General features: G+C 51.0%; 9 protein-coding genes and 1 pseudogene. 5 read left to right on the plus strand and 5 right to left on the minus strand.

Annotated features, from left to right (window positions below):
* Nucleotides 1-56 precede the first annotated feature (56 nt).
* Nucleotides 57-821: pseudogene (locus J8X26_RS24410) on the plus strand (AEC family transporter); the annotation flags it as partial.
* Nucleotides 822-898: 77 nt separating this feature from the next.
* On the opposite strand, the gene fumA reads toward J8X26_RS24410, so the two are convergent.
* A complete protein-coding gene (gene fumA / locus J8X26_RS24415) occupies nt 899-2545 on the minus strand; it encodes a class I fumarate hydratase FumA (protein WP_152323875.1) in 1647 nt (548 codons plus the stop codon).
* Between the two features lie 190 nt (nt 2546-2735).
* Nucleotides 2736-4247, minus strand: a complete 1512-nt coding sequence (locus J8X26_RS24420; RefSeq protein ID WP_165060344.1) for an anion permease — start codon at nt 4245-4247, stop codon at nt 2736-2738.
* 738 nt (nt 4248-4985) lie between these two features.
* Between J8X26_RS24420 and J8X26_RS24425 the strand changes: the two genes are divergently transcribed.
* Nucleotides 4986-7763, plus strand: coding sequence for a flavocytochrome c (locus tag J8X26_RS24425; protein WP_208952227.1), 2778 nt, complete (start codon nt 4986-4988; stop codon nt 7761-7763).
* A 167-nt stretch (nt 7764-7930) separates the two neighbouring features.
* Entirely contained in the window at nt 7931-8899 is a 969-nt protein-coding gene (locus J8X26_RS24430; protein WP_208952228.1) for an FAD:protein FMN transferase, read from the plus strand.
* Here J8X26_RS24430 and dcuR read toward each other — a convergent pair.
* The 3 genes from dcuR to J8X26_RS24445 all read right to left on the minus strand — a co-directional run bounded on the left by dcuR (nt 8880) and on the right by J8X26_RS24445 (nt 11786).
* Complete coding sequence (dcuR, locus tag J8X26_RS24435; protein WP_152323879.1) at nt 8880-9599, minus strand: two-component system response regulator DcuR; 720 nt, start codon at nt 9597-9599, stop codon at nt 8880-8882. The genes J8X26_RS24430 and dcuR overlap by 20 nt on opposite strands.
* Complete coding sequence (locus tag J8X26_RS24440; RefSeq protein ID WP_208952229.1) at nt 9596-11215, minus strand: sensor histidine kinase; 1620 nt, start codon at nt 11213-11215, stop codon at nt 9596-9598. The genes dcuR and J8X26_RS24440 overlap by 4 nt, the downstream gene beginning before the upstream one ends.
* A 253-nt stretch (nt 11216-11468) precedes the next feature.
* Entirely contained in the window at nt 11469-11786 is a 318-nt protein-coding gene (locus J8X26_RS24445; RefSeq protein WP_152323881.1) for an RcnB family protein, read from the minus strand.
* A 907-nt stretch (nt 11787-12693) separates the two neighbouring features.
* Here J8X26_RS24445 and J8X26_RS24450 point away from each other — a divergent pair.
* Together J8X26_RS24450 and J8X26_RS24455 are read left to right on the plus strand one after the other, a co-directional pair.
* Nucleotides 12694-13134, plus strand: coding sequence for a DUF2231 domain-containing protein (locus J8X26_RS24450; protein WP_208952230.1), 441 nt, complete (start codon nt 12694-12696; stop codon nt 13132-13134).
* Nucleotides 13131-14435: a sorbosone dehydrogenase family protein gene (locus J8X26_RS24455; protein WP_208952231.1), complete on the plus strand. Its 1305-nt coding sequence runs from the start codon at nt 13131-13133 to the stop codon at nt 14433-14435. The genes J8X26_RS24450 and J8X26_RS24455 overlap by 4 nt, the downstream gene beginning before the upstream one ends.
* Nucleotides 14436-14798 lie beyond the last annotated feature (363 nt).

Raw genomic sequence — 14798 nt, forward strand, 5'->3', positions numbered from 1 at the left:
GCTACAGGATCGGGAATGTGGTGATCTGATCCTGATTACGGCCAAAAGTTCGATTTATTCAACAAAGCCCCTTTATGGCTGTGCTGGTGATTGGCCTGATGGGATCTTATCTTCTGACATTGTGCATCTCGCGGTTTCTGTTCCGGCACGACATAAAAACCAGCGCCATTCAGTCGCTGGTTTGTGCGTTTCCGGATATGGCGTATTTCGGCGCGCCGGTTCTGGCCGTGCTTATCGGGCCGGAAGGTTTTCTCGGCGTGCTGGTCGGCAACCTGATCACCAGCGTACTGATGATCCCGCTGACGATCGTTCTGATCCGCATGGGGGATAAAGACAGTGAACTGACCGGGCAGGGTAGTTTGGGCAAAATGATTCTGACCAATCTATTTAAAGCGGTGCGAAACCCGATTGTGTGGATCCCGGTTCTCGGGGTCATCATGAGTCTGGCGGGGATCAAAATCCCGGAACTGCTGTCATCTTCGGTTGAAATGATGGGGAAAACGGCAGGGGGGATTTCATTATTCGCGCTGGGGCTGTTGTTCTTCGGCGAACGTCCGACGCTAAATATCCATACGTTTACCAACATCGGGATGAAGAACCTCATTCAGCCCGCCATCATGGCCGCCGCCGGGATAGCATTTGGGCTGAGCCATACGCTGATGCAGCAGGTGGTGATTATCGGTGCCACGCCGTCGGCGATTGCCGCCGGAATGTTTGCGGTGCGCAGCGATACCTACGTGGAATCCGCGTCGTCTTCCATTCTCATCGGCACTGCACTCGGAATTGTGACGGAAGGGATCGTGATTTTTATGATGTCTTAGCGCGGGAAATGCAGTGACCTGAGCTGATAAAAAAGGCCCGCCATTTTCGGCGAGCCTTTTATTTTACTGCAATGCGATTACTTCACGCATTTAGCACATTGGTTTTGCTGAATCTGCTGGAAGAAGTCGTTGCCTTTGTCATCCACCAGGATGAACGCCGGGAAGTTTTCTACTTCAATTTTCCAGATGGCTTCCATCCCTAATTCAGGATATTCAACGCATTCCAGGCTCTTGATGCTTTGCTGAGCCAGAACCGCTGCCGGGCCGCCGATGCTGCCCAGATAGAAGCCGCCATGTTTGTGACACGCATCCGTAACTTGCTGGCTGCGGTTGCCTTTTGCCAGCATGATCATGCTGCCGCCGTTTGATTGCAGAAGATCTACGTAGGAATCCATACGGCCTGCGGTGGTCGGGCCGAGGGAACCGGACGCATAACCTTCTGGCGTTTTCGCCGGGCCTGCATAGTAAATCGGGTGATCTTTAACGTACTGTGGCAAACCTTCTCCGTTATCCAGACGCTCTTTCAGTTTGGCGTGCGCAATGTCACGGCCCACGATAATCGTACCGCTCAGGGAAAGGCGGGTTGATACCGGATATTCAGATAGCTGCGCGAGGATTTCTTTCATCGGACGGTTCAGGTCAACTTTAACGGCTTCGCCTTCGCCTGCATGACGCAGTGACTCAGGGATATATTTGCCCGGATTGCTTTCCAGTTTCTCAATCCAGATACCGTCTTTGTTGATTTTCGCGCGGATGTTACGGTCAGCGGAGCAGGAAACGCCCATGCCTACCGGGCAGGAAGCGCCGTGGCGTGGCAGACGGACAACGCGGATGTCGTGAGCAAAGTATTTGCCACCGAACTGTGCGCCGAGGCCCAGATTGTTCGCTTCAACCAGCAATTCCTGTTCGAGCTGTACGTCGCGGAACGCCTGACCGTGTTCGTTGCCTTCAGTTGGCAGGCCATCGTAGTAATGTGTTGACGCCAGTTTCACCGTTTTCAGCGTGGCTTCAGCAGAAGTACCGCCGATAACAAACGCGATATGGTACGGAGGGCAGGCCGCTGTACCCAGCGTGCGCATTTTCTCAACCAGATAACCTTTCAGTTTCGCCGGGGTGATCAGCGCTTTGGTTTCCTGATAAAGATAGGTTTTGTTCGCCGAACCACCGCCCTTAGCGATGCACAGGAATTTGTACTCGTCGCCATCGACGCTGTAGAGATCGATTTGCGCTGGCAGGTTGGTGCCGGTGTTCACTTCTTTGTACATATCCAGCGCAGCATTCTGGGAATAGCGCAGGTTATCTTCAATGAACGTGTTGTACACGCCCTGGGAAAGGCTGGCTTCGTCGTTGCCACCAGTCCAGACGCGCTGGCCTTTTTTGCCCATGATGATCGCGGTGCCGGTGTCCTGGCAGGTTGGCAGAATGCCTTTCGCGGCGATCTCTGAGTTTCTCAGGAACTGCAATGCCACGTATTTGTCGTTTTCGCTGGCTTCCGGATCATCCAGGATGGCGGCAACTTGTTGCTGATGTGCAGGACGCAGCATGAAAGAAGCATCGTGAAATGCGTGCTGAGCCAGCAGGGTAAGCGCTTCGGGCGCGACTTTTAAAACGTCTTCACCGTCAAACTGGCTGACAGAAACGTGCTCTTTGGTCAGCAGATAGTATTCGGTTTCGTCTTTGGAAACGGGGAAGGGATTCTGATAGTAGAAAGGTTTATTCGACATTGTTTTCTCACTTAATCCGTTATGGCCGCCACGGGTACAACGATTTTCAGGAAGAGTACGGGAAAATCACGGCGACGTTTCTATTCGTTCCGTATGTTGCCAGCCAAATACACAGGCTGGCAACGTGGTTTAACTGTTTTATTTCAGTAAATGCTCTGTTAATGCTTTGTGGGTGATTTTATGCGCACCCTCAGAACATCATCACCATCCACGGGTAGCCGATAACCAGTAATGCGACCAGGAAGATTGCACCGAAGATGGTGCCCAGACGCCAGTAATCTTTGGTTGGCAGATAACCACTCCCGTAGTAAATCGGACTCGGGCCAGTGCCGTACGGTGTGATGATCCCCATAACACCCAGAGACGTCACCATCAGCAGACAGAACACCTGCATATTGATGCCCGGAATGGCAGCACCAATAGTCAGCATAGCCGGTAAAAGTGCGGTGGTGTGTGCGGTGGTGCTGGCAAAAAGATAGTGTAAGAGGTAGAACGCCAGCAGCAGGGCGATAGTCGCCGCGCCCGGAGAAATGCCGCCCATCAACGCTGCGCCCTCTTTACCCAGCCAGGCAATGAAACCAGTACGGGACAGGCCGTCGGCCAGTGCAACCAGCGTGGCGAACCAGGCAAAGGTGTTCCAGGCCGGTTTGTTGCTGGTGATATCGTTCCAGTTCAGCACGCCGGTCCACAACATCAGAACCACGACCAGCAGGGCAGCCATTGCTGGCTCAATGAAGCTGGCGGCAAAAATCCACATCGCCAGCGCACAGCATACGAAGACCAGCAGCAGAATTTCGTGACGGGACATTCTGCCCAGTTTAGCCAGTTCAGAAGTCGCCCATTTTGGCACTTCGTCATTCACTTTGACTTCCGGCGGGTAGAACCAGTAGGCCAGCAGCGGCATAGTCAGCAGCAACAGCAAGCCGACTGGCAGGAACGCCATGAACCAGGTGCCCCAGGAAATGTTGATCCCGGTGACGCTGTTCACGATGCCCAGCGCCAGCAGGTTAGGTGCCAGTGCAGACAGGAACATCGAACTGGTGATACATGCCGCAGTGATCGCAACCCACATCAGATAAGAACCGATTTTACGCGCACTCGGGTCGTTAGGTTTTGAGCCGTACAGCGGGGGCAGGTTGGCAATGATCGGGTAGATCGTGCCGCCGCTGCGTGCGGTATTGGACGGTGTGAACGGCGCCAGCAGCAGGTCTGCGAAAGTGATGGCATAACCGAGCGTCAGGCTGCGGCGACCGAGATATTTCACCAGGATCAGCGCCAGACGGCGGCCAAACTGGGTCTTATCGTAGCCCGCGGCAAACATGAATGCCCCGAAGATTAACCAGACCGTGGAGTTACCAAAACCGCTGACTGCCCATTTAAAGGACTGCGCAGCCATTTTAAATTTCGGATCCGCCAGCTCTGCCGGGCTGAACAACAACCACTGGCTGAAGAGAGCGATAACCACGACGCCGGTCAGGCCGATAACGGCACCTGGCAATGGCTCGAAGATCAGGCCTACGATGACACCGACAAAAATGGCGAAGAAATGCCATGCGTAGGGTTCAAGGCCATCAGGAGTAGGAACCAGCAGCAACAGAACCGCCACCAGCACGGGAAGTAACATAAAGATCCAGCGATTTTTTTTGCCGGATTCGGCTTTTTTCGCTGGCTCTTTCACCGCAGTTTTTGTTATTTCGCTCATAATATTTATCTTAGGTAGTTAGGAATATTGTGATGATGCTTAGGTAAAATGTCTTATGCGTTTTTTTAGTTATTTTGCTTTTTTTTAGTTATTTAACGTTGCCCGTTTCTTATTGAAAACCTGCCCCGTTATTATTATTTGTGTTTGGTAGATGTCATTCCCCTTAAGAGGGAGGAAATGTTTATATAATGCGTTTTCCCTATTTATTACTGTTGATCTTGATCAATAAAATACGGTGGCAGTTTAATTTTTAGAATGAATAAATGCCCTGAAGAGACGCTATTAAATCAAACTGCCGGGAAGGGGGTGATGGGAGTATTTTTGCGGATGTAACCCTGGCATAAACAGAGGTATTCATAAATGAGAGTCATTCACATCTATGAGCCTGACACTAGGGATGCCTCTGGCCTTGCGGGCAGGCGAAATCTCTGATTTCTTGGGGGAAATCCGGCCCCGGATGTAATAGTTATCTGATTATATAAATACAAATAAGATCGTATTTTACACGAATGTGATTATTTATTTTTTAGCGTTAACATATTTTTAATATAACAGGCATTAAGTTAATAGATAAATAGTTAATAAACTAATGTAAGAGGTTTTGAAACTAAAAATAAAACTATATTAAAAGCATCAGACCGGCATCGAAAAAAAACACAAATAATAATCACATATTTCGTCAAATAGCGGCCGGTAAAGAATTCAGAAAATTAATACTTAAAATTTGGAGTTATCATTATGAGCACCAACCAACCGCTATTGAGTCCGTTCACTCTGCCAAATGGTACCGTACTGAAAAACCGTTTCCTGATGGCACCCATGACCACCTGCACCGGTTTTTATGATGGTACCGTCACCAGCGAACTGGTGGAGTATTACCGTGCCCGCGCTGGCAGTATCGGCACCGTTATAGTGGAATGTTGTTTTGTTGATGATAAAGGCCTCGCATTCCCGGGCGCTATTGGTATCGACAATGACAGCAAAATTGCCGGTCTGGCGAAAATTGCCGAAGCAGTGAAATCTCAGGGTTCCAAAGCGCTGTTGCAGATTTATCACGGCGGCCGCATGAGCGAACCCAAACTGATTGGCGGACAGCAGCCGGTTGCGCCAAGTGCGCTGGCCGCTCCGCGTGACGGTGCAGCAACCCCGGCTGCGTTAACCGCCGAAGAAGTCGATGGCATGATTGCCAAATTTGGTGAAGCGACCCGCCGCGCGATTGAGGCCGGTTTCGACGGCGTGGAAATTCACGGCGCGAATACTTACCTTATCCAGCAGTTTTTCTCCCCGAACTCCAACCAGCGTAACGACAAATGGGGCGGCAGCCGCGAAAACCGCGCGCGCTTCCCGCTGGCGGTGCTGGATATCACCCATGAAATAGCGCAGAAATACGCCGATTCCTCTTTCATTATTGGCTACCGTTTCTCGCCGGAAGAACTCGAAGAACCGGGCATTCGCTTCACTGATACGATGTACCTGCTCGAACAGCTGGCGGCGCGTGGCCTGGATTATCTTCATTTCTCCCTCGGTTATTCGCTGCGTCCTTCCATCGTCGATACCACAGACCCGACGCCGCTTATCGACAAATATGTCGCGATGCGTTCTGAGGTGCTGGCGGCCATCCCGGTGATGGGCGTGGGCGGTATTGTGAATAAAGCCGACGCGGAGCTGGCGCTGGAACATGGCTACGACATGATTGCCATCGGTAAAGCCTGCATTGCTTATCCGGACTGGACCGACCGTATTGCGAATGATCAGAAACTCGAGCTGTTTATCGATAGCACACAGCGCGAAGCCCTGACCATTCCTGAACCGCTGTGGCGCTTCTCGCTGGTTGACGCGATGATCCGCGACATGAGCATGACGTCGAAAAAATTCAAAGCCGGTATTTTCCAGGAAAAAGTGCAAGACAATGCGCGTGAACTGGCGATTAACGTCAGTCTTGAAACCGACCGCATCTCTGACATCGTGCTGGAGGCCGGTGCGGATCTGGATGTGGAATTCACCACCAGCTTCGACATCATCCGTACACGTATTCTGGATGCAAACAGCCCGCATGTTGACGCCGTTACGGGGGCAACAGAACAGAGTGAAGCAGTGAAGAAAGCGGTATCCAAAGCCATAGCGAAATCCTGCAAAGCGCAATTGCTGGAAGAGGGCGGCAACCTCTCCGAACCGCAAAACTACGACGTGGTGGTGGTTGGCAGCGGCGGTGCCGGTCTGGCGGCAGCGATTCAGGCCTGTGATGAAGGCGCAAAAGTGCTGATCGTTGAGAAAATGTCTACCATCGGCGGCAACACCATCAAAGCCTCCGTGGGTATGAACGCCGCGGAAACCCGTTTCCAAAAACTTAAAGGCATTGAAGACAGCAAAGAGCTGTTCTATCAGGAAACCCTGAAAGGCGGACAGTTTAAAAACAACACCGTACTGCTGAAAGAATTCATCGAGCGCGCCCCGCAGGCCGTCGAATGGCTGGCTACACACAACATTGAACTCAGCGATATCACCATTACCGGCGGGATGAGCATCGACCGTACACACCGTCCGGCAGACCGAAGTGCAGTCGGCGGCTTCCTGATAAGCGGCCTGGTGAAAAACCTCAACAAACGCAATATCGACGTGATGCTGGATACGTCCGTGACCGAAATCCGTTACACCAACGGCGCGGTGCAGGGCGTAGAACTGCTCAACGATGAAAACGAAGTGCTGACGGTAAACGCCAGAAGCGTGATTGTTGCGACAGGTGGTTTCAGCGCCAACCGCGATATGGTCGTGAAATATCGTCCCGAGTTGGACGGTTTCGTGACCACTAACCACAAAGGCGCGACCGGTGGCGGTATTGCCATTCTGGAAAAAATCGGTGCAGCTACCGTTGATATGGGTGAAATTCAAATTCACCCCACCGTGGAACAGACAACGTCTTATCTGATTTCCGAAGCCATCCGTGGCGGCGGCGCGATTCTGGTCAGTCAGGCGGGACATCGCTTCTTCAATGAGATGGAAACACGCGACAAAGTTTCTGCAAAAATCATCGGTCTGCCAGAGAAATTTGCCTACGTGGTCTTCGACGAGCAGGTGCGTTTAAACAACAAAGCCGCGGATGAGTATATTGCGCGCGGTTTCGTTATCAGCGGAGCAACGCCACGTGAACTGGCCGCTAAGCTGGAAATGGGGTCAGACGCGTTCCTCGCTACGCTGGAAACTTACAACGTTGCGGTGGATAAACAAGACGATGCTGAATTTGGTCGTAAAACGGCGATGCGTCATCCGATCAATCAGGGGCCGTTTTACGCAATCCGTATCGCGCCGGGGGTTCACCACACCATGGGCGGCGTAACCATTAATACCGATACCTGCGTGCTGGATGCTCAGAAACAGGTGCTCAGCGGTGCATTTGCAGCCGGTGAAGTGGTCGGCGGGATCCACGGGGGCAACCGTATCGGCGGGAATGCCGTTGCAGATATCATTATCTTCGGTATTCTTGCTGGACAGAACGCAGCGAAATACGCGATGCAATAAAAAACCGTTTTCCTTCCGGTTGTACGGAGTCTGGCAACGCTAAGCCAGCGCCTGTAACCCGTAAGGTTAAGGTTTCAGTTCAACGTAAAGCCTGTCCCGCATCGCTGTGGGGCGGGCTTTTCACATTTCTTCTTTATGGTCTTAAGGCCTGCTTTTGGGTAAATCTGATGACACCAGACGAACGTGTTTATGCTTACTCCGCCGTTTTAATGGGTTCGCCCATTCTTCTCAAGCTGTTTGAACATAATGAAACTCTGGCCTCCAACGTTTTCCGGCTCATCAAACTTCAGGAAAACAAACTGACGGTTAACCGCCAGCAATCTGAAGTGATGTCGGTTAACCATGCGGCAGGCAATCACGCTGTTGCCGTCAGCAAACCGGTGTTTGACCTGATCAGCCGGGCGAAAGCCGTGAGCGTACAGGAAAACAGCAGTTTTAATTTCACCATCGGCCCGCTGGTGAAGCGCTGGAAAATCGGTTTTAGCGGCAACAGCGTGCCTGCTGCCACTGACTTACAGGCGCTGCTGAAGATCACGGATCCGCATGACGTGATCCTCGACGAAGGATCGCAGTCCGTTTTTCTGCATAAAACGGGGATGGAAATTGATCTTGGCGCGATTGCCAAAGGCTATATTGCTGACGTGGTTCGGGATTTTTTGCGTGAACAGCAGGTGACTCAGGCGCTCATCAATCTGGGTGGCAATGTGCAAACACTGGGCGCAGGGGCTGAAGGCGCCTGGGCGATTGGCCTGAAAAAGCCATTTTCTGATCCGGAGTCGCTGATTGGCGTGATAAACGTGACGAACAAATCGGTGGTGACATCGGGCATTTATGAACGGTATTTCGAGCTAAACGGCCAGCGTTACCATCATATTCTCGACCCGAAAACCGGTTATCCGCTGGATAATGAGCTTCTCAGCGTGACGATTATTTCCGATGATTCGATTGACGGTGATATCTACACCACGCTGCTTTACGGCATGGGCGTAAAAAAAAGCCTCAGGTACTTGCAAAATGTCCCGCACATTGAGGCTGTTTTTGTCACGAAAGACCAGCAGATTATCTTCTCGTCGCAGCGGCAGTTTACGTTCACGCCGCTGGACCCGGAGTATCACATTACTGGCAGTATTGCTTAAGCAGCGAGTAATGATCGGCCTGTAAGCGATAGCGGTAAACTGGCCTGCCTGTCACGCCATAGTGAATGCTGGTGAAGAGGATGTTCATCTGTGCCAGCCATATCAGGTATTTACGACAAGACACCCGGGAAATATTCACTGAACTGGCGAGTTCGTCGGTGGAGAATTCCATCGTCGGATGCTCGTCAATCCACTGGCACAGCGTGCGCAGCGTTTGTGGCGTGAGGCCTTTCGGCAGCTTTTTGGATTCTACCGCCGCCGGGTTATTGCCATGAATTAACCGGTCAACGTCCGACTGCTCGTAATATTGCTGGTTATCCATCAGCGTTTTTTTCTGCTGCCAGCCCGTCAGTGCTTCCTCGAAACGGGAAAACTGGAACGGCTTGATCAGATAATCCACAACGCCGTAATTCAGCGATTTTTTGATGGTTTCAGCATCGGCGGCAGATGAAATCACGATCACGTCGATAGGGCGGCGGGCATCGCGCAGCTCAGGAAGTAAATCCAGGCCGTTGTCCTGCTGCATGTACACATCGAGTAAAATCAGGTCGATAGACAGTTCTGAATTCAAAACCAGATCTTTCGCCTGTTGTAACGTCGACGCCGTACCGCAGCACGCGAAGCCTTCAATCTGGCCCACGTAGCAGCGGTTCAATTCGGCTACCATGGCATCATCATCAACTATCAGCACATTGATCAAGAACTTGTCCTCTCACCATCCCAGGGAAGTTGTACAAAAAATTGGGTATACACATCGGGTTCGGATTCCACGTTAATGGTTCCGCCGAGGCTTTCAACTTGCTGTTTTGCAAGGAACAACCCCATACCACGTTGATCACCCTTGGATGAAACACCTTTCTCAAATATCGCCTCGACGTTCGCCGGTGTAATCCCCGGTCCGTCGTCACTGACAACGCAGGCCAGCGAGCCATTCTGATAATGTAACAGCACGCTGACTTCGCCGTCCGGCTGGTCACCAAGCGCATCCAGCGCATTTTCAATCAGATTTCCCAGCACGGTGATCAGCGCCGCGACCTGATTTTCATTATTGTTATCAGGCAACAGACTGTCGTCGCTGAGGGTCAGCAAATGCCGGGTATCCGAGGCACGGTTAATTTTACTCAGCAGAAATCCGGCGATGACCGGAGACTTGATTTTCAGCAGCAGTGATCCGATTTCAGCCTGATAATTATTGGCCGTTTTGAGAATGTAATCTTCCAGTTGCGCGTAACTTTTCATGTGCAGTAAACCCAGTATCACATGGAGTTTATTCATAAACTCATGCGAGCGTTCCCGCAGCGAATCGGCATAGTTTACCATGCCACTCAGGCGCTGCATCAACTGGCTGACTTCCGTCTTGTCCCTGAAGGTACAAATTGCGCCAATAATGACGCCGTTATTGCGCACCGGCACGGTATTGCTCAGCAGCAAACGACCTTTGTAGTTAATCTCTTCGTCACGGCGCGGAACGCCGGTATTGAGCACGTCGCGCAGGTTGGCGATAAGCGGCAGGGAATCCGCATTCGGCTCCACGTCCGTGGCGGTTTCCTGAAATATCTGGCGGGCGGTCTGGTTGATGAGCGTCACATGTGCGTCCTGGTCAACGGCTATCACACCTTCTTTGATGGATTGCAGCATCGCCTGGCGCTGTTCGAACAGCGTCGAAATCTCATAAGGCTCCAGCCCGAACAGAATGCGTTTCAGCATTTTGACCAGGAACCAGGTGCCCAGTGCGCCAACCATCATGCCAAACAGCACGGTCCAGAGAATACTCCAGCGGCTTTTATTAATTTGCTCGGTGACTTTTACCAGCGAAATTCCGATGGCGACAACGCCGATTTGCTTGTGATGATCGTCATACACCGGCGTAAAGACGCGCAACGCTTTATCCAGCGTCCCTTTATTTATAGAGACATTTTCGTTGCCGAGCAGCGCGGGATTGATGTCATCCCCGATAAAATGATGACTGATCACATCCGTATTCGGGTGTGAGAAACGGATGCCGTCCATATTTGTGACAACGACAAACAGCAGGTCGTTGCGCTTTTGTACGGCGCTGGCAATCGGCTGGATTATCCCGCTGTCCGGAGAAAGGGAAAGGGCGTGTTTCACTTCGGGGGAATCCGCCAGCGTTCTCGCCACAGCCAGCGCTTTATCTTTGACGCCATCACGCGTGGTATCGCTGACCTGGACAAAATAGAGCAGATGAACAACCAGCAGCACGGAAGCAATCACAGCGCTGATCATCAGAATTACGGAAGTGCTGAGTTTCATGGGGTGCTTGCGCACTGATTGACGTTGCTGCGAGTCGCTCATGGGAGCCCCAAAGAGAAAAGAGCAGAATGCTCATGAATGATAATTAATAGTTCGCGTTAAACGTCCTGCGCCGATGTACTGACCCTGGCATGAACGATGAACTAACCCTGTTCAGCCATAATGATAAGTCTATTCGCTTGATCTTACCGCTATTTAATACTTTCTAAAGTGCGTTTTGCGGCGTGTCTTCCAATGCTGCAAAGAAAAAAGGCCTGAATCTCTTCAGGCCTTACAGACACGAACGTAAAAGGTCTTACTGGAAGTAGATATCGCCGTTTTCGGCTTTAGTGATCTTACCGTCAGTGTCGGTGATCAGCGCGTAGCTGCCGCCGATATATGTCCAGTGGGTGCCTGCATCCGGCGCGGGAAGATGACGTTCCTGCCAGCCGATGATTTCATAGGGCTTGGTGCGGTACAACGCCGGAACCTGATCGCCAATCGAGTAAAGTTTGGAATCATCGTAGAACGATTTGATTTCATGAGAGTTTGACGCAGCGAACGCTGTATTGGCCAGTGGCAACAAGGAAGAAACAACCAGAGCCGATAACATAAAAATTTTAGAATGACGCATAGATTATCCCGTTTAAAACCATCAACGTAATGCCTGCCTCGGTGATATGCCGCCAATCCATTGTGTGAGCAGTAAAGCCGAAACCTGTGCTTTTTTGTAGGACAGAATAATAACGAGAAAATCACCAAAGGACGGGGCGTTTTATTGTGTCTAAATGCAAATGAAGCGGGGTGCAGGTGCTTTTTTTTGGCTTCATTCAGAGTACGGTTTCTTAAAAACGCGGAAAATTCTTATTTTTGAGCCTGTACAGCCCGTTACGCAGCGGGTTTCAGCGTGAGAGCTATGATTGAGTTATCTGTACCTCGCTACAGATAACCACTGCATTTAATCCTTGTGTCCGAATGTGTGCTTGCCCGTGCTAATGCGGGCTTTTTTTATTTGCCAGATCGGCATAATATCCCGCCCCGCAAATCAATTTCTTTCCAAAAGCATGATAAAACGCGCTACGTTGGAGCCTCTTGATTCATGCATCTGCAATATCCACAATAAGATTGTTCTGGTTATGTTATCTTGAATGCATTCTTTTTTCTCATGCCGAGTTCATTCCATGCCGGATATCAGAATTGTTTGCGAACATTGTGGCTCAGACCGTTTTATTGCCGCGGTGAATTCTCCGTTGGCAGAAGTCGTACATTCCATCCAGTGCGCTGATTGTGCTCATCCTGTGAGAGTCGATGAAGTGGTCATCTTCAGAGACGGCACCTACATCAGCGGGACATTCGACACGTCATCAGGTACCCAGAACCGGTTGAATGATTTTGATATCTGACGCTCAATTCTTTAAGACCTGCTCTGTCATTCTTTCCGGCAGCATTCTTCAACTTTACTAATCTATTACAGGTACACCTGTTGGCTGTCGTGTCGATTTCCGGCATACACCGCTATGGATTAGTCAAAGGAGAAGGACATGCAAACCCACCCAAATTCGACGTGCCGTAAAATCGCAACGGCGCTGTACGAATTGTTAAACCCCATTCCGCTGGGATTTTTTGTCGCCGCCTGGATCTTCGATATTCTCTACATGAAAACGTTCATCAATATGTGGACCGATGCGGCCAACTGGCTGATTGTGCTGGGGCTTTTGATCGCGGTCATTCCGCGGCTGATCAATCTTATTCAGGTCTGGAGCGGCCCGAAATCCTTCGCTGACAGCGCAGTTAAGCTGCATTTTTGGCTGAATCTGGTGGCGGTCATACTGGCGATTTTCAATGCATTTATTCACAGCCGTGATGCTTATGCGGTGGTTCCTGCGGGCGTTATTCTTTCCACGGGAGTGGTGGTACTTATGCTTCTGGCGAATGTTCAGCTGGCATTACGTCTTCATGTTGCGGGAGGGGCGATACGATGAAAATTTATCAACGCCTTTTATCCGCCTGCGTACTGGCTGCGTTGCTCAGCAGTTGTGATGACAGTTCGCAAATTGATCCCAAAAAACAGACCGGAGCAAATCCTGAACTGCCTGAGGCACAGAACTTTTTAATGCCGCCTATGAAAGTGCCGGAAGGTATTCCCTGGAAAAACGGTGAAATGCCCAAAGTCGCTGAAGGGCTGAAAATCGAGAAAATCGCCGAAGGGCTGAAACACCCCCGTCAGGTTTACGTTCTGCCCAACAATGATGTGCTGGTGGCGGAATCTAACGGTTCGGCGAAAAAACTCATCTTCCGTCCGAAAGAGCTGATTATGGGCATGGTGCAAAAGTCGTCTGGTAAAGGAGGCGAGGGCGGTAACCGTATTACCTTGCTGCGCAATACCGGCGGCAAGTGGGAAAAACATACGTTTATTGAGCATGTGAATTCACCGTTCGGCATTCAGCTGACGGGAGACACGCTCTGGATTGCCAGTGCTGACAGCCTGATCAAATATCACTATCAGACCGGTGAAACACACATCACCGCGCCGGGGGAAGTGGTCACTGAATTGCCGGGCGGCCCGATAAATCATCACTGGACTAAATCTCTGCTGGCAAGCCCGGACGGCAGCAAACTTTACGTCGGCGTCGGTTCGAACAGTAATATCACCGAGAATGGCATCGGCGCTGAAGACCGCCGAGCGGCGATACTGGAAGTGGATGCCGCGACCGGTGCCAGCCGGATTTATGCCAGCGGATTGCGCAATCCGACCGGTCTGCAATGGGAACCTCAGAGTGGAAAACTCTGGGCGGTGGTGAATGAGCGCGATGAAATTGGATCTGATCTGGTGCCTGATTACATGACATCGGTACAGGAACACGGTTTCTACGGCTGGCCTTACAGCTATTACGGTCAGCACGTAGATAAACGGGTAAAACCGCCGCGCCCGGATCTGGTAGAGAAAGCGATCAAGCCTGATTACGCGATAAGCTCACATGTCGCGCCGCTCGGATTGCTGTTCTATACCGGTGAAAATATGCCGCAATATCGCGACGGTGCGTTTGTCAGCGAGCATGGCAGCTGGAACCGTAAACCGCTCAACGGTTATCAGGTGATGTGGGTAAAATTCGAAAACGGTAAACCGGTGGGACTGCCACAACCGGTGGTAACGGGTTTCCTGACGGACGATCAGAAACAGGTTCGCGGTCTGCCTGTCGGGCTTACCATGGATAAGCAGGGTGGCGTGCTGATTGCAGATGATGCGGGCAACGTGGTCTGGAGGGTGAGTCAGGCTCGGTAAAAATGCAGTCACGGAATGCGGTCAGGATGCCTGCATTCCGTGATTAAAAGAGTGCCTTTCAGCATAGCATTCCCAGAGTTAGTGAGATGCTGTTTTGACAAGTACTTCATAAACTCAGCTGGTTAGCCGATGTATTTACGATAATGTCCAGACCCTCCCCAATACTGATGATATCCCGGCGATAATAATATTGAATAGTTCCTGAGGCATACAGACTTTTACTTGGTGTGAGAAGTACCATGCATGGAAATACTTCCGGCATTTCAGCCTGTAGGTCAGTTTCAATTTCATCTGGGCTTTGTTGAATAAATCGAACTTTTGGCCGTAATCAGGATCAGATCACCACATTCCCGATCCTGTAGC

The sequence above is a fragment of the Rahnella sp. ChDrAdgB13 genome, assembly GCF_017655185.1.
GTDB lineage: Bacteria > Pseudomonadota > Gammaproteobacteria > Enterobacterales > Enterobacteriaceae > Rahnella > Rahnella contaminans.